Here is a 20,927-nt window from a genome sequence, read left to right as displayed (position 1 = left end):
CGTGGGTCGTCCCGTGTGGGATCGGGACCGTGCGGGGCCGACGATCGTGATGTGCCGAGCCTTGATGAGACCTCTGATGATAGTGGCCCGCGGACCGCCGACATACTGCTTGCGGACGCCGCCGCGGTGTGCGATCTGTTCCGCGGCCTGGGTTTCGCGGCCGACCGGATCTTCCTGGTGAACGGCCCGGACGCCGCCGACGGGATCCTCGAGGCCCTGTGCGCGGCGCCCGACCTGGGGCACGGCGACCGCCTGTGGTGCTACCGCTCGGGAGACGACCGCACCGACCGCACCGACCGCACCGACCGCGCTGACCGCACCGGCCGCACCGCCCGCGCCGTGTTCCGGGCCGACTGCCCGCGCCGGGTGCTGCTCCTCGACCGCCACGGCGTCCTCGCCGCGGCCCTCACCGAGCACCTCGACCGCGCCGACCTGCCCCTGACCGCCGGGCAGCTGGCCGCACGCCTCGCCGACGTCGCGCAGACCCGCGTACCGCCGACGGCCGCAGCGATGCTGCTCTTCCCGCACCTGCTCGACGCGGCCGACGTCCACCGGCTGCGCTCCAGCGCCGCCGACGCCGCTCCGGTCCAGGCCGCCGCGATCTGGCGAGAGATGGCCCTGCTCGATCCGCAGGACGCTGATGCCCGCCTGTTGCAGGCGCACTTCGAGACACTCGCGCGCCACTCCGGCCCGCCGTTCTGAGAAGGATCATCTCAGGTTTATCCCCGAGCGAGACGGCCGCGCCGAAGCCCCAGGATCAGAACTGCTCCCTCCTCTTCCATCCCAGCCGACAACAGCTTCTTGGAGTCCTCGTGAACGTGTTCAGCTCGGAACCCCCGCGTAGGCGCCTGACCCGTCTGCTCTCCCTGGCGCTCGCCGCGACGGGCGTCGCGGTGATGGCCGACGTCCCCGCCGCGCACGCCGCCTCCGGGATCGCGCTGACCCGGTGGCAGGGGCCGGACCGCTACGGCACGGCCGCCGCGCTGGCGCTGGGCGCCTATCCCGGCGGTGCGGCGAACGTCGTGGTCGCCAGCGGCCAGTCGTTCCCCGATGCGCTGTCGGCCAGCTACCTCGCCGGCTACCTGCGAGCGCCGATCCTGCTCACCGAGGGCCACGCGCTGCCGGATGCGACCGCGGCGGCCCTGCGGAAGCTCGGCGCGACCCACGTCTACCTCGTCGGCGGGACCGCGGCCGCGGACGGGGCGGTCGAGGCCCAGCTGCGCGCCCTGCCCGGGGTGACGCAGGTGACGCGCGAAGCCGGGCCGTCGCGCTACGACACCTCGCTGGCGATCGCCACCGCACCGCCGGCCTCGGCGGTCGGCCGGATCGACGGGAAGCCGACCGCACTGCTGGCCTCGGGCGCGACCTTCCCCGACGCGCTCGCCGGCTCCGCCGTGGCCTCCGGCGCCGGGCTCCCGATCCTGCTGAGCGACCCGAAGACCTTGTCCGCGCAGGCGGCGTCCGCGATCCGGCGGCTGGGGATCACGCAGGTGCTCGTCCTCGGCGGCCCGGCAGCGGTGTCGCCCGCGGTCGAGAACGCCTTGCGCGCGCTCGGCGTCTCCACGCAGCGCCTGGCCGGGTCCGACCGCGGTTCCACGGCGGCGGCGATCGCGTCGTACGCCGTCGGCACGGCCGGCTTCGACCCGTCGCGTGTGGCCTTCGCCCGCGGCGACGACGCCGGCGGCGGCGTCGACGCGCTGGCTCTGGGCGTCCTGGCCGGGGTGCACCGCGAACCGCTGCTGCTGACCGACTCGCCGACCCTGGCCGGCGACGCGACGCTGGCGTGGCTGGCGGCGGCCGGCGGCCGGCTGACCGCCGGCGATGTCGCGGGCGGGCCCGGCGCCGTCAGCGACGGGCTGCTCGCGCGGCTGGGGACTCCGGCCGGGGGCGGCGGGACCCCCGCGGGGATGATGGGACAGTACGCGGTGACGTTGTCCGGGGTCGCCGGCGGCAACGCGTTCCAGCGGTCCGCCATCGTGATCCTGCACCCCACCGTCACGACCACCGGCACGACCAACGGCGTGAACCCGGTCGACGTGTGCCTGCTCTCGGGCAACCCCGGCGGGGTCCCCGAGGCGGGCGCCATCTGGAACGGCAGCAACTCCGCGTGCGACCCCGGCGCCACGTCTGCGGCCATCGACATGGGCTTCGTCACGGTCGACGGCTCGACGGTCACCCTCCAGCCGGACGAGCGGATCGCCGCCACCGGCGCCAACGTCTTCACCACCGAGCCCGGCCTCGGGGCCTTCCCGTACTTCCCGGTCTCGGGCTCCATGACGGTCACCGCGAACGCCGACGGAACGCTGACGGGTACCGTCGACATCGTCGGGTACGGCGGCGCGTTCGGCGGCAGCGCCAGGTACCAGGCGCAGATCAGCGGCCACAAACAGTAACGGTTCCGTCACATCCGCGATCGCAGGACGTCGACCTCGCAGCCCGGCGCCGCGGGGTCGTAGCCGTGCTCGACCAGCCAGCGGACGGCCACCAGGCTGCGCAGCGACCACCACGCGCGGATCACGTCGCGGTCGACGTCGGTGCCGTAGCCGGCCAGGACGTCGTCCAGGCGGTCCTCATGGCCGAGGGTCAGGACGGCGAGGTCCCACAGGGCGTCGCCCCGGGCCGCTTCGGACCAGTCGATGACGCCGGTGACCTCGTCGCCTTCGACGAAGACGTGGGCGATCTGCAGGTCGCCGTGGACGAACGCCGGTGGCCACGGGCGCAGCGCCGCCTCGGCGATCCGGCGGTTGACGGTCACCAGATCGGCGGGCAGCACGTCGTTCGCGACGAGCCACGCGCACTCGTCGTCGAGCCTTGACGCGAGCTCGTCCGGGCTCCGGCCGGGCCGGGGCGGCAGCGGCGCGTCGTGCAGCGTCCGCAGGGTGGCGCCGGCCGCGGCCCACGCCGCGGGCGAGGCGGTCGACGGCTCGCCGAGGCGGCCGAGCGCCGTTCCGCGGACGGCGGCGAGGGCGAGCACGGGCGGCCTGTGCCAGAGCACCTCCGGGGTCGGGACCGGTGCCAGGGCCATCGCCTCGACTTCGGCGTCGGCGCGCGCCTGATCGGTGTCGACCTTCAGGAACACGTCACCGACGCGCAACGTCGCGCGCTCCCGGTGCGCGACGACGACTTCGATCTCCGGCACGCCGCCGATTATCCCGGACCCGCCCGCCGGCGTCGCCGGAATTCGCCGCTCCGGCATGTTAGCGATAACACCAGCCCGTGACCAGCACCCCAGGCTGACCTCCTTCTCGCAGATGAACCCTTGACAGGGTTTGAGTTACCGGTAACACTCTCGTCCCACGAACCCGAACTCGACCGGACGTAAGGAGCGACGTGAACCTCAGCAAGATCGCCGCCGCTGTGGGCGGTGTGGTGCTCGTAACGGGTTTGGCGGCCTGCGGGTCGTCGACGAAGACCGCGGACAAGGCGGCGGCCGGCGGGGGGAGTGGATCGGCCGCGGGGGCGTTGGTCGGGGTCACGATGCCCACGCGGTCCTCGGAGCGGTGGATCCACGACGGCGACAACGTGAAGGCCGGGCTGGAGAAGCTCGGCTACAAGGTGGACCTGGAGTACGCGAACAACGACATCCCGACCCAGGCGAACCAGATCGAGAACCAGATATCGATGGGCGCGAAGGTGCTGATCATCGCCTCCATCGACGGGACCGCGCTGTCCAACCAGCTGCAGGAGGCCCACGACAAGGGCATCAAGGTCATCTCCTACGACCGGCTGCTGATGAAGTCGCCGAACGTCGACTACTACGCCAGCTTCGACAACTACAAGGTCGGCGTGCAGCAGGCGACGTCGTTGCTGGTGGGACTGGGCTTCAAGAAGGAGGACGGCAGCGACGTCAGCCCGGCGCCGGCCGGCCCGTTCAACATCGAGGTGTTCGCCGGCTCGCCGGACGACAACAACGCCCCCTTCTTCTTCAAGGGCGCGATGGACACCCTCAAGCCCTTCCTGGACTCCGGCAAGCTCGTGGTCAAGAGCGGGGAGACCGACTTCAAGACGGTCGCCATCCTCCGGTGGGACCCGGCCACCGCCCAGAAACGGATGGAAGACCTGATCACCAAGACCTACTCGGCGAGCACCAAGGTGCAGGGCGTGCTCTCGCCCTATGACGGTCTGTCCATCGGCATCCTGTCGGCGCTGAAGTCCGCCGGCTACGGCACCGCCGGCCAGCCCTACCCGATCGTCACCGGACAGGACGCCGAGGTCGCCTCGGTGAAGTCGATCATCGCCGGCGAGCAGTACGCGACGGTCTGGAAGGACACGCGCAAGCTCGCGACGCTGGCCGTCTCGATGGCGGACGAGGTCCTGAAGGGCCAGACCGTCCAGACCAACAGCACCGACTACAACAACGGCTCCAAGGTCGTCCCGACCGAGGTCCTCGACTTCGAGACCGTCTACAAGGACAACTACCAGAAGGTGCTGGTCGACAGCGGTTACTACACCGCGGCGCAGCTCCAGTAGCCCATCCCGAATAGATCAGTCCTCGGCGGCCCGGTTGAGGGGCCGGGCCGCCGAGGACGCCCTCAGTCGGGACGCATGAGTAAGGAGCCGGGATGGACGTCATCCTGAAAATGGCCGGGATCACGAAGACCTTCCCCGGCGTCAAAGCGCTCCAGGACGTGAACCTGGAAGTGAAGCGGGGCGAGATCCACGCCATCTGCGGGGAGAACGGTGCCGGCAAGTCGACCCTGATGAAGGTCCTGTCCGGCGTCTACGCCCACGGAAGCTACGAGGGTGAGATCACCTTCGACGGCGAGGTGTGCGAGTTCGGCGGCATCCGCGACAGCGAGGCACGCGGCATCGTCATCATCCACCAGGAGCTGGCGCTGTCCCCGCACCTGTCGATCGCCGAGAACATCTTCCTCGGCAACGAGCGGGTGCGGCGCGGGCTGATCGACTGGCACCGGACCAACGCCGAGGCCGCCGAGCTGCTCGCGCGGGTCGGGTTGAAGGAGAACCCCACCGCACGGGTCTCCGACCTCGGAGTCGGGAAGCAGCAGCTGGTCGAGATCGCCAAGGCGCTGTCGAAGAAGGTGCGCCTGCTGATCCTCGACGAGCCGACCGCCGCGTTGAACGACGACGACTCGGAGCACCTGCTCGACCTGCTGCGCGGGTTGCAGAGCGAGGGCGTCACCAGCGTCATCATCTCCCACAAGCTGAACGAGATCGAAGCGGTCTCGGACTCCGTGACCATCCTGCGCGACGGCCGGACCATCGAGACCCTCGACTTCCACACGCAGACCGTCACCCAGGACCGGATCATCACCGGCATGGTGGGCCGCGATCTGGAGCACCGCTATCCGGAGCACACGCCGACCATCGGCGAAGAGGTCCTGCGGATCGAGGACTGGACCGTCTTCTCGCCGACGCAGCGCGGGCGCAAGGTCGTCGACGGCGCGAACCTGACGCTGCGGCGCGGCGAGATCGTCGGTCTCGCCGGACTGATGGGCGCCGGACGCACCGAGCTGGCGATGAGCGTGTTCGGGCGCAGCTACGGTGTCGACATCTCCGGCCGGCTCGTCAAGGACGGTGAGGAGATCCGGGCCCGGAGCGTGGACGAGGCCATCAAGCACGGCATCGGCTACGCCACCGAGGACCGCAAGCGCTACGGCCTGAACCTCATCGACGACATCAAGCGCAACGTCTCGGCCGCCGCGCTGGCCAAGCTGGCCGACCGGGCCGGGCTGGTCGATCCCCGCAAGGAGTACCAGGTCGCCGACCGCTACCGGGCCGAGATGAACATCAAGGCCCCGGCGGTGACCGCCGTGACCGGCAAGCTGTCCGGCGGCAACCAGCAGAAGGTCGTGCTGTCCAAGTGGATGTTCGCCGACCCGGACGTGCTGATCCTGGACGAGCCCACGCGGGGCATCGACGTCGGCGCCAAGTTCGAGATCTACACGATCATCAACCGGCTCGCCGACTCCGGCAAGGCGGTGCTCGTGATCTCCTCCGAACTGCCCGAGCTGCTCGGCATCTGCGACCGGGTCTACGCGATGTCGGCCGGGCGGATCACCGGGGCGCTGGACCGGGACAAGGCCACCCCCGAGGCCCTCATGACCCTGATGACCACCGCTTCCCTCATGGACACGGACGTCACCGCGGAGGAAGTCCTCACCGCGCCGGAGCCGGAAGCCACCACCCCGCAAGAAAAGGACCTCTGATGAGCAGCATCGCCCCGCCCAGCGAACCGGAGACGGCGGTCGCCGTGTCTCTCGGCTCGGGCCGGCGCTTCGAGTTCAACCTCCGTGCCAGCGGCATCTACCTGGCCTTCGCGGCGATCGTCGTGCTCTTCGACATCCTCACGCACGGCCTGCTGCTGACCCCGGAGAACGTCTCCAACCTGATCGTCCAGAACTCCTACATCCTGGTGCTGGCGATCGGCATGATCCTGGTGATCATCGCCGGGCACATCGACCTGTCGGCCGGGTCGGTGGTCGCGGTCACCGGCGCGATATCAGCGGTGCTGATGGTCAACCATCACATGGCGTGGCCGTTGGCGCTCGCCATCACCCTGATCGCCGGCGCGGCGATCGGGGCCTGGCAGGGCTACTGGGTCGCGTACTTCGGGCTGCCCGCCTTCATCGTGACGCTGGCCGGCATGCTCGTGTTCCGGGCGCTGACCATGACCGTGCTCGGGAACCAGGGCATCGGCCCGTTCCCGGACCAGGTCCGCACCCTGTCCACCGGCTTCCTGGGCAGCACGTTCGGGAACGTCGGCCTCGGGCCGCTGGGCGGCGCCGACCTGTTCACCCTGGTCATCGGCGTGCTGGCGGTGCTGGCCGCGGTGGCCGCGCAGTGGCGGGCGCGCGCCGCCAAGCTCCGGTACGGCCAGCACGCCGAGTCGGTGCCGCTGTTCGCCGGGAAGATGGCGCTGATGGCCTTCGTGGTGCTCGGCGTCGTGGTGCAGCTGGCCCGGTACAAGAACCTGCCCTGGGTGCTGGTGCTGCTCACGGTCCTGGTGCTCGGCTACAGCCTGGTCGCCGCGCGCACCGTGTTCGGCCGCCACGTCTACGCCATCGGCGGCAACCCGCAGGCGGCGGTGCTGTCCGGGGTGAAGGTCAAGAAGGTCACCTTCTGGATCTTCGTGAACATGGGCGTGCTGGCCGCGGTCGCCGGCGTGGTGTTCGCCGGACGGCTGAACCAGGCCGGGCCGACCGCCGGGACCAACTTCGAGCTCGACGCCATCGCCGCGGCCTTCATCGGCGGCGCGGCGGTGACCGGCGGGGTCGGCAAGGTGGTGGGCGCCATCACCGGCGGCCTGATCATGGGCGTCATCAACAACGGCATGTCGCTGCTGGGCGCGCCCAGCGAGCGCGTCATGCTGGTCAAGGGCCTGATCCTGCTGGCCGCCGTGGCGTTCGACGTGTGGGCGAAGCGCCGCGCGGGCACCGCTCGATAGGCTGCGCAGCGACGATGACCACGAGGGAGCATGCGAAGGTGACGACCGAGCGGCCGCGCGAGGGCGAGCCGGCGCGCGCCGGGGGCCGCCCCGGTCTGCGCGAGGTGGCGGAGGTGGCCGGGGTCTCGCACCAGACGGTGTCCCGGGTGTTCAAGGACCACCCGCGGGTCAGCGCCGAGACCCGGGCCAAGGTGCTGGCCGCCGCGGCGCAGCTGGACTTCCGGCCCAACGCCATAGCGCGCGCCCTGGCCACCGGCTCCTCCCGGACCATCGGCGTGGTCAGCTTCGACACCACGCTGTTCGGCCCGGCCTCGATGGTCAGCGCCATCGAGCGCAGCGCCCGCGAGGCGGACTACTTCGTCTCCGTGGTCGGTCTGTCCTCGCCCAGCCGCCGCTCGGTGGCCGAGGCCGCGGACCGGCTGCGCGGCCAGGGCGTGGACGGCATCATCCTGATCCCGGGCCACGTCTCGGCCGACCAGGTGGTGCGGCATCTGCCCGGGCACCTGCCGGTGGTGTCGCTGTCCGCCGCCGACACCGTCACCTCGGCCTCGGTCGACCAGTACGGCGGTCCGCTGGCCGCCGTCCGGCACCTGCTGGACCTGGGCCACACGACCGTGCACCACGCGGCCGGCCCGGCCGACTGGCGCGACGCCCGGGAGCGCGAGCGCGCCTGGCGCGACGCGCTGGCCGGAGCCGGGGCGCCGGTGGCCGAACCGCTGCCCGGGGACTGGAGCGCGGCCTCCGGATACGAGCGCGGCAAACGGCTGGCCGCCGACCCCTCGGTGACCGCCGTCTTCGCCGCGAACGACCACATCGCCCTGGGCCTGCTGCTGGCGCTGCACGAGGCCGGGCGGCGGGTGCCGGAGGACGTCAGCGTCATCGGGTTCGACGACATCCCGGAGGCCGCGTTCTTCACCCCGCCGCTGACCACGGTCCGGCAGGACTTCGCCGCGCTGGGGCGGCGCAGTATGGCGCTGCTGCTGGAGCAGATCAGCGGGACGGCGCCGGCGGGGCCGGCCGGGGTGGTCGTCCCCACCGAGCTCGTCGTGCGGCGCAGCACCGCGCGGCGGGCTTGACCAGCCGCTTCATCAGCGTTCGAGTGTTCTATGGAGGGACTGCTTCCTACCATGAGTGTTACCGCTAACACGCCGCCCTCGGCGCGGCCCCGGTACGTCGTCGGCGTCGACTTCGGCACCCTGTCCGGGCGCGCCGTCGTGGTCCGGGTCGCCGACGGCCGCGAACTGGGCAGCGCCGTCGTGGACTACCGGCACGGCGTCATCGACCGGCGGCTGCCCGACGGCGGCGGCCCGCTCCCGCCGGACTGGGCCCTGCAGCACCCCGAGGACTGGCGCGACGTCCTGCGCCGGGGCGTGCCCGCGGCGCTGGCGGCGAGCGAGGTGGACGCTGCCGACGTCATCGGCATCGCCACCGACTTCACCGCCTGCACCGTGCTCCCGGCCCTGGCCGACGGGACCCCGCTGTGCGAGGTCGACGGCCTGGCCGCGGAGCCGCACGCCTGGCCCAAACTCTGGAAGCACCACGCCGCCCAGGCGCAGGCCGACCGCATCAACGCCCTGGCCGCCGAGCGCGGCGAGAAGTGGGCCCCGCGCTACGGCGGCAAGCAGTCCTCCGAATGGGAGTTCGCCAAGGCCCTGCAGGTCCTGGAGGAGGCGCCGCACGTCTACGAACGCTGCGAGCGCTGGATCGAGGCCGCCGACTGGATCGTCTGGGAGCTCACCGGCGCCGAGTCCCGCAACGCCTGCACCGCGGGCTACAAGGGGATCCATCAGGACGGCGCGTATCCGTCCTCCGAATTCCTGGCCGGACTCGACCCCCGCTTCGCCGACTTCCCCGCGACCCGGCTGGCCCACCCCGACGGCCTGGCCGCGCTCGGCTCCCGCGTCGGCGGCCTGAGCGAGCGCGCCGCCGCGTGGACCGGGCTGCCCGCCGGGATCGCCGTGGCCGCCGGCAACGTCGACGCCCACGTGACCGCCCCCGCGGCGCGCGCCGTCGACCCCGGCAAGCTGCTGGCGATCATGGGCACCTCCACCTGCCACGTGCTCAACGGCACCGCGCTGGCCGACGTGCCCGGCATCTGCGGCGTGGTCGAGGGCGGGATCACCGCCGGGTTCTTCGGCTACGAGGCCGGGCAGAGCGCCGTCGGCGACATCTTCGCCTGGTGGTCCGGGCTGTCGCGGCGGGACCACGAGGAGCTGACGGCGGCCTGCGCCGATCAGCCGGTGGGCGGCCACGGCCTCATCGCGCTGGACTGGATGGGCGGCAACCGCTCGATCCTGGTCGACCACGACCTGTCCGGGATGATCGTCGGGCTGACCCTGGCCACCCGCCCCGAGGAGGTGTACCGGGCGCTGCTGGAGGCCACCGCCTTCGGCACCCGGGTCATCGTCGAGGCCTTCGAAGCCGGGGGCGTGCCGGTCGAGGAGTTCGTGGTCGCCGGCGGCCTGAAGCGGAACAGTTTCCTGATGCAGGTCTACGCCGACGTGCTGCGCCGCCCGGTCTCCGTCGCGGTCTCCGACCAGGCGCCCGCGCTGGGCGCGGCGATCCACGCCGCGGTCGCGGCCGGCGCCTATCCGGACGTGCCGGCCGCCGCCGAGGCGATGGGCGCGTGCGAGACCGCCGCCTACGTCCCCGACCCCGAGCGGGCCGACGCCTACGACGTCCTCTACGCCGAGTACCGCGCGCTGCACGACGCCTTCGGGGCCGGCGGCGGCGTGCTGCACCGGCTGCGCAAGATCCGCAACGCCGCCATAGCTTCCGAGAAGGGCCCGGCCAGTGAGCACTGATATAGCGAGGATCCGCGGCGAGGTCTGCGACCTGCACGCCGAACTCGTCCGGTACAACCTGGTCGTGTGGACCGCCGGCAACGTCTCCGCCCGCGTCCCCGGCGAGAACCTGTTGGTCATCAAGCCCTCCGGCGTCGGCTACGACGAGCTGACCCCGGAGAACATGATCGTCTGCGATCTGGACGGGAACGTGGTCGAAGGCGACCTGTCCCCCTCCTCCGACACCGCCGCCCACGCCTACGTCTACCGGCACATGCCGGAGGTCGGCGGCGTCGTGCACACCCACTCCACCTACGCCTCGGCCTGGGCCGCCCGCGGCGAGCCGGTGCCGTGCGTGCTGACCGCGATGGCCGACGAGTTCGGCGGCGAGATCCCGGTCGGGCCGTTCGCGCTGATCGGCGACGACTCGATCGGCCGCGGCATCGTCGAGACCCTGGCCGGCAGCAACTCCCCGGCGGTGCTGATGCGCAACCACGGCGTCTTCACCATCGGCAAGGACGCCAAGGCCGCGGTGAAGGCCGCCGTGATGGCCGAGGACGTCGCCAGGACCGTGCACCTGGCCCGCGAGCACGGCCGCCCGCTGCCGATCGAGGAGCGGGACATCGCCTCGCTGTACGACCGCTACCAGAACGTCTACGGCCAGAGCGCCAAGGGAGAAACGACCGCATGACCGCACTGCACAACCCCGCCGGCGAGATCTGGTTCCTCACCGGCTCCCAGGGCATGTACGGCGAGCAGACCCTGCGCCAGGTCGCCGAGCAGTCCCGCGAGGTGGCCGCGACGCTCGGCGGGTCCGGGACGCTCCCGGTGCCGGTGGTGTGGCGCCCGGTGCTCACCGACAGCGCGGCGATCCGGCGGGCGATGCTGGAGGCCGACGCCGACGACCGGTGCGTCGGCGTGATCGCGTGGATGCACACGTTCTCCCCGGCCAAGATGTGGATCTCCGGCCTGGACGCCCTGCGCAAGCCGCTGCTGCACCTGCACACGCAGGCCAACCGAGACCTGCCGTGGGCGACCATCGACATGGACTTCATGAACCTGAACCAGGCCGCGCACGGCGACCGCGAGTTCGGGCACATCCAGACCCGGCTCGGCGTGCCGCGCAAAACAGTGTTCGGGCACGTGGCCGACCCCTCGGTGGCCGCCCGCGTCGGCGACTGGAGCCGCGCCGCCCTCGCGGCCGCCACGCTGCGTTCCCTGCGGGTCGCGCGGTTCGGCGACAACATGCGGGACGTCGCGGTCACCGAAGGGGACAAGGTCGAGGCCGAGCTCGTGTTCGGGACCTCGGTCAACGGCTACGGGGTCGACGAACTGGCCGCTGCGGTCGAGGCGGCCGACGACAAGGCCGTGGACGAGCTGGTCGACGAGTATCAGGACACCTACGACGTCGCCGCCGACCTGCGCACCGGCGGCGCACGGCACGACGCGCTGCGCTACGGCGCACGGATCGAGGCCGGGCTGCGGCGGTTCCTCACGGCCGGCGGATTCGGCGCGTTCACCACCAACTTCGAGGACCTAGGCGCCCTGCGGCAGCTGCCGGGCCTGGCCGTGCAGCGGCTGATGGCCGACGGCTACGGCTTCGGCGGCGAGGGCGACTGGAAGACCGCGGTGCTGCTGCGGGCGCTGAAGGCGGCGTCGGCCGGGCTGCCCGGCGGGACGTCGTTCATGGAGGACTACACCTACCACCTGGAGCCGGGCCGCGAACTGGTGCTCGGCGCGCACATGCTCGAGGTCTGCCCCTCCATAGCCGGGGAGCGGCCGAAGCTGGAAATCCACCCGCTGTCGATCGGCGGGCGCGAGGACCCGGTGCGACTGGTCTTCGACGCGGCCCCCGGGCCGGCGGTCGTCGTCGGCCTGGCCGACCTCGGCGACCGGTTCCGCCTGGTGGCCAACGAGATCGACACCGTCGTCCCGCCCCAGCCGCTGCCGCAGCTGCCGGTGGCGCGCGCCGTGTGGGCGCCGCGCCCGGACCTGCGGACGTCGGCCGAGGCGTGGCTGACCGCGGGCGCGCCGCACCACACGGTGTACTCGTCGGCCCTGGACACCGAGGTGCTGCGCGACCTGGCCGAGATCGTCGGGGTGGAGCTGCTCGTGATCGACGCGGAGACGCGGGTGCGGCAGTTCGCCCGCGAGCAGCGGTGGAACCAGGCGTACTACCGGCTGGCGCGCGGATTCTGAGATCTCCGATGACGGTGAGCCCGCGCTGAGCTTCCGCCGGCGGGTCGGCGGATCGGTCGGTGGACCGGTCGGTGGATCGGTCGGTGGACCGGTCCGCCGGCCGCCGGCCGGCCGGGATCAGAGCGCGGGCGGGGGCTGGGGCAGCGCGTGGGCGCCCTCCGGGCGCAGGCCGTCGAAGATGATCGCCAGATAGCGCTGCCACAGGTCCGGCGAGGCGTCCGGGACGTAGCCGGTCACGTGGTTCGGCGCGCACATCAGCAGGATGACGTCGGTCCCGGTGACGTCGTCCCGCAGCGCGCCGTGCTCGCGGGCCCGGTCGACCAGCGCGTGGATGGTCGCGAACATCCGGGTCCGCGCCTCGACCACCGCGGGCAGCGCGTCGCCGGACTCCTGCAGGAACGACAGGTCCCGCTGCTGCCGCTGATGCGCGGCCTCCGTGAGGAACTCCAGCAGCGCGGCACCCGGGTCCTTCGCCGAAAGCAGCCGCTCACCGAGCCTTCCGAGAGCCTCCACCCGGTCCAGCACGATGGCCGCGATCAGGTCGTCCTTGGTCGGGAAGTGGCGGAACACGGTGCCCTTCCCGACCCCGGCACGGCGCGCTATGTCCGCCACCGACGCCTCCACCCCGTGCTCGGCGAACTCGTCGGCGGCCGCCGCGAGCAGCAGCGCGCGGTTCCGGGCGGCGTCGGCGCGCAACGGTCGGGGCGGGGTCACAGCCGCAGCCTAACAAGTTGACCGCCCGGTCCGCTTATCGCTAGCCTCCGACCCGGGGTGGAATATGACCGCCCGGTCCGTTTCTGGAGGGGTAGTGGACGACAACGTGGATTCGATGCGTGCCGTGGTCGCCGATGGCTATGGGCCTCCGGAGGAGTACACGGTGGCCGACGGCGTGCCTGTGCCGAAGCCGGGCCCGGGGCAGATACAAGTGCGGATCGCCGCCGCGGCGGTGAACCCGGCGGACGTGCGCCTGCCGAGCGGCGAGTTCGGGGACGCGGTGCCTCTGACGTTCCCGCACGTCCCGGGCAACGACTTCGCGGGGACGGTCACGCAAGTCGGCTCGGGGGTGACGGCCTACCGGGTCGGCGACGAGGTGTTCGGAGTGGCCGTGCCGAGAGTGCTGCGCGGACTGGCGGGGAAGCGACCTTCGGTGGGGACGGGGTCGTTGGCGGAGTACGCGGTGGTCGAGGCGGACACCCCGATGATCGCGCACCGGCCCGGGGGACTGTCGGCCGAAGACGCGGCCGCCTTGGCGACCACGGGGGTGACCGCGCGGGCGATCATGGCGACGGCCGCGGTGAAACCGGGGGAGAGGGTGCTGCTGGTCGGCGCGACCGGCGGAGTGGGCACGGTCCTGCTCCCGTTGCTGGCGGCAGCCGGCGCGCACGTCATCGCCACGGCGACCCCCGCCGACGCCGCTCTGATGCGGGAGCTGGGCGCGACGGAGGTCATCGGCTACCAGGAGTCCGAGTACCCCGCAGACGTCGACGTGGCGATCAACGCGGTCCTGCCGGGCGACCGCCTCGCCGCCGTCGCCGCCACCCTCCGCCCCGGCGGCCGCCTGCTCGGAATCACGTTCCCGGCGCCGACCCCGGAAACCGTGGGCCGCGACGACGTCACCCTGCACCTCGTGTTCGACATGGACGCCGAACTCGGCGGCATGCGGGAAGTGGGCGAGGTGGCCGCGCGGGGGGAACTGCGGGCGGTGATCGGGCGGCGGTACCGGTTGGAGGAAGGCGCGCAGGCGTGCGTGGACTTCGCGCGGGAGCACACGACGGGGAAGCTGGTCGTCACAGTGGGCTGAGCTCGCCGCCCCTAATGCACCCCCGCTACATACACCCCACCCTTGTCCCCACCCGTCAACAGAACCCGCATCGGATCCCGGTACCCCCCGATCATCACCCCGTGCGCCACGCTCCCCGGCGCACTGAACGACGTCTCCTGCGACCACGCCGGCGTCTCCGACAGCAGATACGTCACCATCGTCGAGCCCGAGTTCGCGAACACGCGGAAGTGCGTCGCGTCGGCCGGTTCCATGTCGAGGAAGTGGTCGCCGCCGAGTTTGACGTTGTGCCAGGCGGTGCCGGTCCAGTGGGCGGCGTGGTTGCCGTCGGCGAGGGTGTAGACGACGACCGGGGTGCCGTCGGCGTAGGTGCCGGTCAGGCTGAAGTAGCCGGGGTTCTTGCTGGTCGGGGCGCCGGTGTCGAGGACCAGGCAGGAGGGGTAGTCGCGGTTGGTCAGGGCCGGGCCGAGGTCGGTGCCGGCGGCGTTGTGGAAGTGGCGGTCCGAGGGGGTGAAGTACGCGTAGTACACGTCCTTGTGGTAGCGGTCGTGTTCGTGGGTGCCGGGGCCGCCGCCGGCGAGGGTCCACACGAAGCTGAAGCGCTCGGGGTTCTCCTCGTGGCGGATCTGGCCGATGTAGACCTCGTTCATGTCGTCGGAGCGGGTGGTGGAGCCGAGGATGTAGGGCTGGCCGGTGAGGGTCTTGGAACTGGTCCAGGTCTTGCCGTCGTCGGTGGAGAGGACGTACTCCATCGGCCGTTCGTCGACCGGGGCGCCGGAGATCACGGCTTCGTCGGTTTGGCGGTAGAACACGTAGACGTCGCCGTTGTCGGCCTTCACCGGCATCGGGTACGTCGCCGCCGCGCCCTCGGGGATCTGCCGGTCGTTCCACGTCCCGCTGACGCTGTGCGCGTTCGGGGAGCTGGACTCCATCAACTGGGTGTTGTGCAGGCCGCGGAACACCAGCAGGTGGCCGTCGTCGGCCTGGACCATCGTCGGATAGTTGTGCGGGTCGCCGTCGCCGTCCCCGACCTTCACCGGTTTGGACCACGTTCCGTTGTACGCCTGGACGTAGTTGTCGACGTTCGCGCCGGACCACGAGACGAACGTGGTGTTCGCCGTCGCGTCGTACACCCCGCCGCCGACCGGCCGCCGGTCGTCGGTCCCGGTGACACCGGACGCGGCTGTCACGACGCCGAACTTCGGAGCCGCCGGCGGACCGGCGAGGGCGGCGGAGGAGAGCCCTCCGACGATGAGCGCGGCGGCCAGGCCGCCGATCGGGATGGCTCTCCTCCGCATGGTGCTGCCTCCTTCTTGGGCTGAGAATCAGGACACTGTCACATGGAGGATCTGGTTGTCGCTGTTGTGCGGCGTGCCGTCCTTGTCGCCGCCGTTGGACGTCGCCATCCACATGCCGCCGTCCGGCGCCGGCTCCACGGTCCGCAGGCGTCCGTACGTGCCGTTGAAGAACTCCTGCACGTCGGTCAGGCTGCTCCCGCTGATCCGCTCCCGGTACAGCCGCGTCCCGCGCTGGCAGGCCACGTACAGGAAGCCGCGGATGACGGTGATCCCGCTGCACGACCCCTCGGCCACCGGGTAGGTGTGCTTCGGCGCGATGAACCCGCCGGTGCCGCAGGTCCCCGAGGTCCCCTCGCACGAAGGCCAGCCGTAGTCGCCGCCCTTGGTGATCAGGTTGGTCTCGTCCATGACGCTGTTGCCGAACTCCTGCTCCCACAGGCGGCCCTGGGAGTCGAATGCCAGCCCCTGCACGTTCCGGTGCCCGTAGCTCCAGACCGCGTTGTGGAACGGGTTGTCCGCCGGGATCGTGCCGTCGGGGTCGATCCGCAGCACCTTCCCGTTGAGGCTGCTGGTGTTCTGCGCGTTCGCGCCGTTCTGCGCGTCGCCGGTGCCCGCGAACAGGTACTCGCCGTCCGGGCTGAACCGCAGCCGGCCGCCGTTGTGGTACTTGTTCCGCTGGATGCCGGTCAGCAGCACCTGCTCGGTGCCGGTCTGCAGCGTGTCGGCGGTCGGGTCGTACTTGATCCGGACGATCCGGTTGTCGCTCGGCGAGGTGTGCATGATGTAGAGCCAGTGGTCCGAGCCGAAGCTCGCCGGGTTGATCTCCAGCCCGGTCAGTCCGCCCTCGCCGTCGGTGCTCTGCACGTTCGGCACCGTGCCGATGCTTTTCTTCGTCCCGGTCTTCGGGTTCAGGTGCACGATGTCGTGCGCGTCCCGCTCGTTGAACAGGATCGTCCCGTCCGGCAGCGTCACCAGGCCCCAGACCACGTCGTCGTCGGTGCCGACCCGGGTGGCGGTGCAGACGCCCTGGGAGGGTGCGCAGTCGCTCGCCGGCGAGGTGGTGACGTCCAGGACCGGCGTGCTCCCCGCGCTCTCGTTGGCGTTGCCGTCGTAGGCGGTGACCTGGAAGTGGTACGCCGTGTTCGGGCTCAGGCCGTCGACCTGCGTGCCGGTGGCGGTGCCGTCCGCCGAGCCGACCTTGGTGCGGGTCCCGTTCACCACGTTGTAGACGCGGTACCCGGCCACGCCGACGTCGTCGGTGGACGCGGTCCACGCCAGCGTGACGCCGCTGCTGGTGACCCCGGTGGCGTGCACGCTGCCGGGCACGGTGGGCGGCGTCGTGTCGTTCGACGGCGGCGTGGTGACGGACAGCGTGCCGGACGGCTGGCTCACGTTGCCGGCCGCGTCGCGCGCGTTGACGTAGAAGCCGTACGCGACGTTCGGGCTGAGCGAACCGCAAGTGGCAGTCAGGGTGCTGCCGCTCACCTGGGCGCAGAGCTGGCCGTCGTGGTAGACGTCGTAGCCGCTGACGCCGACGTCGTCGGTGGACGCGGTCCAGGCGACGGTGACGCTGTTCGAGGTGTCGGAGACCAGCGTCGGGGTGCCGGGCGCGCTGGGCGGCGTGGTGTCCGTCCCGGTCGTGCCGTAGACGCCGAACTCCTGGAGCGAGTAGCCGTGCGTGGCGTCGGCGCGGCACCGTTCGGTGCCGTACATCCGCACGAAGCGGCCGGTGCCGTCGAGGGCGGTCAGGTCCTCGACGCCGCCCTTCCCGGCGCTGGTGGCGTAGATCTTGCTCCAGGTCTTGTGGTCGGCCGAGACGTCGATCTCGTAGGCGGTCGCGCAGGACAGGTCCCACTGCAGCCGGACCCGGCTGACGTGCGCCGTCGCGCCGAGGTCGACGTAGATCCACTGCGGGTCGGCGTTCGGGGCGCTGGCCCAGCGGGTCGCCGAGTCGCCGTCGTCGACGAAGGACGCGCCGCAGCAGCCTCCCGATGAGGACGCGGTCGCCGCCTTGTGAAGGGAGAGCAGGGGGTCCGCCGCCGAAGCCGTCCCCGCACCGATGGTCGCCACGCCGGCCACCGCCAGCGCCACGGCGCACACCGTGATGATCAAGGCTCTGATGCGCTGCATTCCATTCCGCATGCGTACGCTCCTGTCAGCCGAGGTCGAGATGGTCGAGCACGGGGATCGTGTCCGGCGACTGCTTCATGGCTCTGAGTCAAGCTGACATCCGATCGATCAGCAATGTTAAGAACCTTTACTCATGGCAAAATCGATGAAAATCCCTGTAACGGGGCCTCGGCGGCGATCATTCATCTGAGGTCTGGCGAGCGAGTGACGAACGTGCGGCCTGTCTCGTCCTAGTCACGAGAGCCGGTCACCCGGCCCGAACGGAGAGGACGGACCATGACGACGCAGCATGAGCGGGACGAGATCGCGATCGAGGAGCACATCGGCAGGATCGCGGAAGGGATCCGGGCCAGGGACATCGAAGCCCTGCGCCCCCTGTATGCCGAGGACGTCGTGTCCTTCGACGTCGAGCCGCCGCTCCAGCACGTGGGAGTGGACGCGAAGCTGGCGAACTGGACGCGGGTCTTCACGGTCTTCCAGGAGGTGGACTACGAAGTCCGCGACCTGATCCTGACCGTGGGCGACGAGGTGGCCTTCGGCCGTTGCTTCGGCCGCCTCCACGGCACCCTGGCGAACGGGACGAAGACCGAGGGCATGTGGGTGCGCGCCACGATCTGCCTGCAGAAGAGGGACGGCGCCTGGACGATCGTCCACGACCAGGCATCGGTCCCGTTCGACGTGGTGAGCGGCAAGGGGGTGGCCGACCTCCAGCCCTGACAGGCGGCTGCTCCGGCCGACTCGGCCCCACGATCCGGAGCGGCACAGGTCGTCACCGGACCTTGACCGGCCCATCACAGGCACTGAAAGGGAAACCACTTTGTACCGGCCGAACCGCCGGGCATCCTCCAAGGCATGACAGTCACCCTTGCCATCGCCGGAGCCGGCGGCCGCGGCCGGGACTACGCCCGCCACGCCACCGCCTCCGGAGCCCGGATCACCGCCGTCGCCGAGCCGCGGGCCGAGGCCCGCGCCGCGTTCGCCGCCGAGTTCGGCGTCCCCGCCGAGAACGCCTTCGCGGGCTGGGAGGACCTGGCCCGCGCCGGCCGCCTCGCCGACGCGGTCGTGATCGCCACCCAGGACGCGATGCACGCGGACCCCGCCGTCGCCTTCGCCGGCCTCGGCTACCACATCCTGCTGGAGAAGCCGATGGCGCCGACCGAGGCGGCCAGCCGCCGCATCGCCGAGGCGGCCGAGCGGGCCGGCATCCTGCTCACCGTCTGCCACGTGCTGCGCTACACCGCCTACACCCGTGCCCTCAAGGACGTGCTCGACTCCGGCCGGATCGGCGACATCGCCTCGATCCAGCACCTGGAATCAGTGGGCTGGTGGCATCAGGCCCACTCCTACGTCCGCGGCAACTGGGCCACCGAAGCGGAGTCCTCGCCCATGCTGCTGGCCAAGTCGTGCCACGACATCGACTGGCTCATGCACATCATGGGCCGCCGGCCGACCCGGGTCTCCTCCTTCGGCTCCCTTCTGCACTTCCGCCCGGAGAACAAGCCCGCGCTGGCCGCCGAGCGCTGCCTGGATTGCGCGGTGGAGTCCACGTGTCCTTACTCCGCCCGCCGGATCTACCTGAACTTCCTGGCCACACAGCCCCACGCCTGGCCGGTCACCGTCCTGACCGACGACCACACCGAGACCGGTGTCATCACGGCACTGCGCGACGGCCCCTACGGACGCTGCGTCTACAACGGCGACAACGACGTCGTCGACCACCAGGTCGTCGACCTGGAGTTCGCCGGCGGCGCGACGGTCTCCTTCACCATGAGCGCGTTCACCCGCCTCGAGCACCGCAAGACCAGGATCTTCGGCACGCGGGGCATGATCGACGGGGACGGGGTCCGGATCCGGGTCACCGATTTCCTCACCGACACCGACGAGGTGATCGACACCGGCCGGGGGTCGGCGTCGGCCGGCGACCACGGCGGCGGCGACTCGGCGCTGGTGGCCGCGTTCCTGGAAGCGGTCCGCACCGGCGACCGCTCGCACGTCTTCACCGACGCCGCGTCGTCCCTGGCGTCGCACCGCGTGGTGTGGGCCGCCGAACAGGCTCGGAAAAGCGGGACCGTGGTGGAGCTCGACCAGCTTCAACCCCGCCCCTTCAACGGCAGCATCAAGTAACGGAAGTCGTCCGAAGCCGGCACGTCCAGCGACTCGCGGGCCATGAGCACCGTGGGCTTCCCCGGCACCGTGAACGAGAGCTGCGCGTACGTGGTGCCCACCGCACGCAGGCCGTCCAGGAGGAACGCGGGGTTGAAGGACGCGCTGACGGCCTCGCCCTCCAGCACCGCCTCCAGCGACTCCGACGAGTTGGCCTCGTCCCCCGCCCCGGCCTCCAAGGCCACCTCGCCCCGGGTGAACGTGAGCTTGATCGGCGACGTGCGCTCGGCCACCAGGGAGACCCGCTTCGCGGCCTCCAGGAACGGCGCGGCCTCGACGGTCGCGGTGATCGTGTACTCGTCCGGGAACAACGCGCGGTACTTCACGAACTCGCCGGACAACAGCCGCGACGTCATCCGCCGCGTCCCCCCGCCGCCCGCGCTCACGCCCTCGCCGGACTCGAAGCCGGCCAGGCCCTCCCCGTCCCCGGAGGCGAGCGCGATCGTGACCTGGTCGCGGCCCGTCAGGGCCCGGGCGGTGTCCGCGAAGACCTTCGCGGGGATCAGCGCCGTCGCCGACACGCCCTCCTGTTCCGGCTTCCACTCCAGCTCCCGGTACGCGAGCCGGAACCGGTCGGTCGACACCAGCGTGAGCCGGTCGCCCTCGATCTCGACCCGGACGCCGGTGAGCATCGGGATCGTGTCGTCGCGCCCGGCCGCGACCGCGACCTGCGCGACCGCCGCGGCCAGTGCCGAGCCCGCGACGGATCCGCGCGCGACGGGGCCCGCGGCGGCGGGCACCTCCGGCAGCGCCGGGTAGTCGCCGACCGGCAGCGTCTGCAGGGTGAAGTGCGACGAACCGCAGGTCAGCAGCAGTTTCGAACGCTCGGTGACCAGCTCCACCGGCTTGTTCGGCAGCGACTTGGCGATGTCGGCGAGCAGACGGCCGTGGACCAGGACGCGGCCGGGTGCGGCGACGTCGGCGGCGATCTCGGCGCGTGCCGAGACCTCGTAGTCGAAGCCGGACAGGGTCACCGCCCCCTGCGCGGCGTCGAAGAGCAGCCCGGCCAGCACGGGGGCGGCCGGCCGGCTCGGCAGCGAGCGCGCCGTCCAGGCCACCGCTTCGGAAAAGACGTCTCGCTCCACCTGGAACCGCACAACCGCTCCTGTTCACCACACGACCAAGGACTCTGATAAGGGCCGGCCGCCCCATCATGCCGACGCCCA

17 protein-coding genes are annotated in these 20,927 nt (G+C 71.4%); 12 read left to right on the top strand and 5 right to left on the bottom strand.

Features of this window, described 5'->3' with window-relative positions; translation table 11 throughout:
- Nucleotides 1–51 precede the first annotated feature (51 nt).
- Together ABD466_RS23390 and ABD466_RS23385 are read left to right on the top strand one after the other, a co-directional pair.
- Entirely contained in the window at nucleotides 52–702 is a 651-nt protein-coding gene (locus ABD466_RS23390; protein WP_344659285.1) for a hypothetical protein, read from the top strand.
- A gap of 110 nt (nucleotides 703–812) precedes the next feature.
- Complete coding sequence (locus ABD466_RS23385; protein WP_344659284.1) at nucleotides 813–2,393, top strand: cell wall-binding repeat-containing protein; 1,581 nt, start codon at nucleotides 813–815, stop codon at nucleotides 2,391–2,393.
- Between the two features lie 8 nt (nucleotides 2,394–2,401).
- Here the strand turns inward: ABD466_RS23385 and ABD466_RS23380 are convergent, their stop codons facing one another.
- Nucleotides 2,402–3,139 carry a phosphotransferase family protein gene (locus ABD466_RS23380; RefSeq protein ID WP_344659283.1) on the bottom strand — a complete coding sequence of 246 codons (738 nt, stop codon included), beginning with the start codon at nucleotides 3,137–3,139 and terminating at the stop codon, nucleotides 2,402–2,404.
- A 191-nt stretch (nucleotides 3,140–3,330) separates the two neighbouring features.
- Between ABD466_RS23380 and chvE the strand changes: the two genes are divergently transcribed.
- The 7 genes from chvE to araA all read left to right on the top strand — a co-directional run bounded on the left by chvE (nucleotide 3,331) and on the right by araA (nucleotide 12,390).
- On the top strand, nucleotides 3,331–4,470 hold the full coding sequence (gene chvE / locus ABD466_RS23375) for a multiple monosaccharide ABC transporter substrate-binding protein (RefSeq protein WP_344659282.1): 1,140 nt from the start codon (nucleotides 3,331–3,333) through the stop codon (nucleotides 4,468–4,470).
- 92 nt (nucleotides 4,471–4,562) lie between these two features.
- Entirely contained in the window at nucleotides 4,563–6,170 is a 1,608-nt protein-coding gene (mmsA, locus tag ABD466_RS23370) for a multiple monosaccharide ABC transporter ATP-binding protein (protein ID WP_344659281.1), read from the top strand.
- On the top strand, nucleotides 6,170–7,408 hold the full coding sequence (gene mmsB / locus ABD466_RS23365; RefSeq protein ID WP_344659280.1) for a multiple monosaccharide ABC transporter permease: 1,239 nt from the start codon (nucleotides 6,170–6,172) through the stop codon (nucleotides 7,406–7,408). Before mmsA ends, mmsB begins: the two co-directional genes overlap by 1 nt.
- Nucleotides 7,409–7,446: 38 nt before the next feature.
- Nucleotides 7,447–8,484, top strand: a complete 1,038-nt coding sequence (locus ABD466_RS23360; RefSeq protein ID WP_344659279.1) for a LacI family DNA-binding transcriptional regulator — start codon at nucleotides 7,447–7,449, stop codon at nucleotides 8,482–8,484.
- Nucleotides 8,485–8,535: 51 nt separating this feature from the next.
- On the top strand, nucleotides 8,536–10,212 hold the full coding sequence (locus tag ABD466_RS23355) for a ribulokinase (RefSeq protein ID WP_344659278.1): 1,677 nt from the start codon (nucleotides 8,536–8,538) through the stop codon (nucleotides 10,210–10,212).
- Nucleotides 10,202–10,882: an L-ribulose-5-phosphate 4-epimerase gene (locus ABD466_RS23350; protein WP_344659277.1), complete on the top strand. Its 681-nt coding sequence runs from the start codon at nucleotides 10,202–10,204 to the stop codon at nucleotides 10,880–10,882. The genes ABD466_RS23355 and ABD466_RS23350 overlap by 11 nt, the downstream gene beginning before the upstream one ends.
- A complete protein-coding gene (araA, locus tag ABD466_RS23345; RefSeq protein ID WP_344659276.1) occupies nucleotides 10,879–12,390 on the top strand; it encodes an L-arabinose isomerase in 1,512 nt (503 codons plus the stop codon). The genes ABD466_RS23350 and araA overlap by 4 nt, the downstream gene beginning before the upstream one ends.
- A gap of 117 nt (nucleotides 12,391–12,507) precedes the next feature.
- Here the strand turns inward: araA and ABD466_RS23340 are convergent, their stop codons facing one another.
- Nucleotides 12,508–13,104 carry a TetR/AcrR family transcriptional regulator gene (locus ABD466_RS23340; RefSeq protein WP_344659275.1) on the bottom strand — a complete coding sequence of 199 codons (597 nt, stop codon included), beginning with the start codon at nucleotides 13,102–13,104 and terminating at the stop codon, nucleotides 12,508–12,510.
- Between the two features lie 94 nt (nucleotides 13,105–13,198).
- Between ABD466_RS23340 and ABD466_RS23335 the strand changes: the two genes are divergently transcribed.
- Nucleotides 13,199–14,191, top strand: a complete 993-nt coding sequence (locus tag ABD466_RS23335; RefSeq protein ID WP_344659274.1) for an NADP-dependent oxidoreductase — start codon at nucleotides 13,199–13,201, stop codon at nucleotides 14,189–14,191.
- A gap of 11 nt (nucleotides 14,192–14,202) precedes the next feature.
- On the opposite strand, the gene ABD466_RS23330 is transcribed toward ABD466_RS23335, so the two are convergent.
- Nucleotides 14,203–15,468, bottom strand: coding sequence for a BNR-4 repeat-containing protein (locus ABD466_RS23330; protein ID WP_344659273.1), 1,266 nt, complete (start codon nucleotides 15,466–15,468; stop codon nucleotides 14,203–14,205).
- Between the two features lie 27 nt (nucleotides 15,469–15,495).
- Nucleotides 15,496–17,610: a PQQ-dependent sugar dehydrogenase gene (locus ABD466_RS23325; protein WP_344659272.1), complete on the bottom strand. Its 2,115-nt coding sequence runs from the start codon at nucleotides 17,608–17,610 to the stop codon at nucleotides 15,496–15,498.
- 264 nt (nucleotides 17,611–17,874) lie between these two features.
- Between ABD466_RS23325 and ABD466_RS23320 the strand changes: the two genes are divergently transcribed.
- Together ABD466_RS23320 and ABD466_RS23315 are read left to right on the top strand one after the other, a co-directional pair.
- Entirely contained in the window at nucleotides 17,875–18,315 is a 441-nt protein-coding gene (locus ABD466_RS23320) for a YybH family protein (RefSeq protein ID WP_344659271.1), read from the top strand.
- A gap of 135 nt (nucleotides 18,316–18,450) precedes the next feature.
- The gene (locus tag ABD466_RS23315) at nucleotides 18,451–19,722 is read left to right on the top strand and encodes a Gfo/Idh/MocA family protein (RefSeq protein WP_344659270.1); all 1,272 of its coding nucleotides are present in this window, start codon (nucleotides 18,451–18,453) and stop codon (nucleotides 19,720–19,722) included.
- Here the strand turns inward: ABD466_RS23315 and dnaN are convergent.
- Nucleotides 19,689–20,858 (bottom strand): DNA polymerase III subunit beta, encoded by a 1,170-nt coding sequence (gene dnaN / locus ABD466_RS23310; protein ID WP_344659269.1) that lies wholly within the window; start codon nucleotides 20,856–20,858, stop codon nucleotides 19,689–19,691. The genes ABD466_RS23315 and dnaN overlap by 34 nt on opposite strands.
- Nucleotides 20,859–20,927 lie beyond the last annotated feature (69 nt).

Origin of the sequence: Catenulispora subtropica (assembly GCF_039531675.1) — a bacterium.
Taxonomy (GTDB): domain Bacteria; phylum Actinomycetota; class Actinomycetes; order Streptomycetales; family Catenulisporaceae; genus Catenulispora; species Catenulispora subtropica.
This window is presented reverse-complemented; position numbering and strand designations above follow the sequence as displayed.

What these genes read in the sequence shown, in the direction of transcription:
- mmsA (WP_344659281.1), top strand. Translation starts at nt 4,563, where the DNA reads ATGGACGTCATCCTGAAAATGGCCGGGATCACGAAGACCTTCCCCGGC.
- ABD466_RS23320 (WP_344659271.1), top strand. Translation starts at nt 17,875, where the DNA reads ATGACGACGCAGCATGAGCGGGACGAGATCGCGATCGAGGAGCACATC.
- ABD466_RS23325 (WP_344659272.1), bottom strand. Translation starts at nt 17,610, where the DNA reads ATGCGGAATGGAATGCAGCGCATCAGAGCCTTGATCATCACGGTGTGC.
- ABD466_RS23330 (WP_344659273.1), bottom strand. Translation starts at nt 15,468, where the DNA reads ATGCGGAGGAGAGCCATCCCGATCGGCGGCCTGGCCGCCGCGCTCATC.
- ABD466_RS23315 (WP_344659270.1), top strand. Translation starts at nt 18,451, where the DNA reads ATGACAGTCACCCTTGCCATCGCCGGAGCCGGCGGCCGCGGCCGGGAC.
- ABD466_RS23355 (WP_344659278.1), top strand. Translation starts at nt 8,536, where the DNA reads ATGAGTGTTACCGCTAACACGCCGCCCTCGGCGCGGCCCCGGTACGTC.
- mmsB (WP_344659280.1), top strand. Translation starts at nt 6,170, where the DNA reads ATGAGCAGCATCGCCCCGCCCAGCGAACCGGAGACGGCGGTCGCCGTG.
- araA (WP_344659276.1), top strand. Translation starts at nt 10,879, where the DNA reads ATGACCGCACTGCACAACCCCGCCGGCGAGATCTGGTTCCTCACCGGC.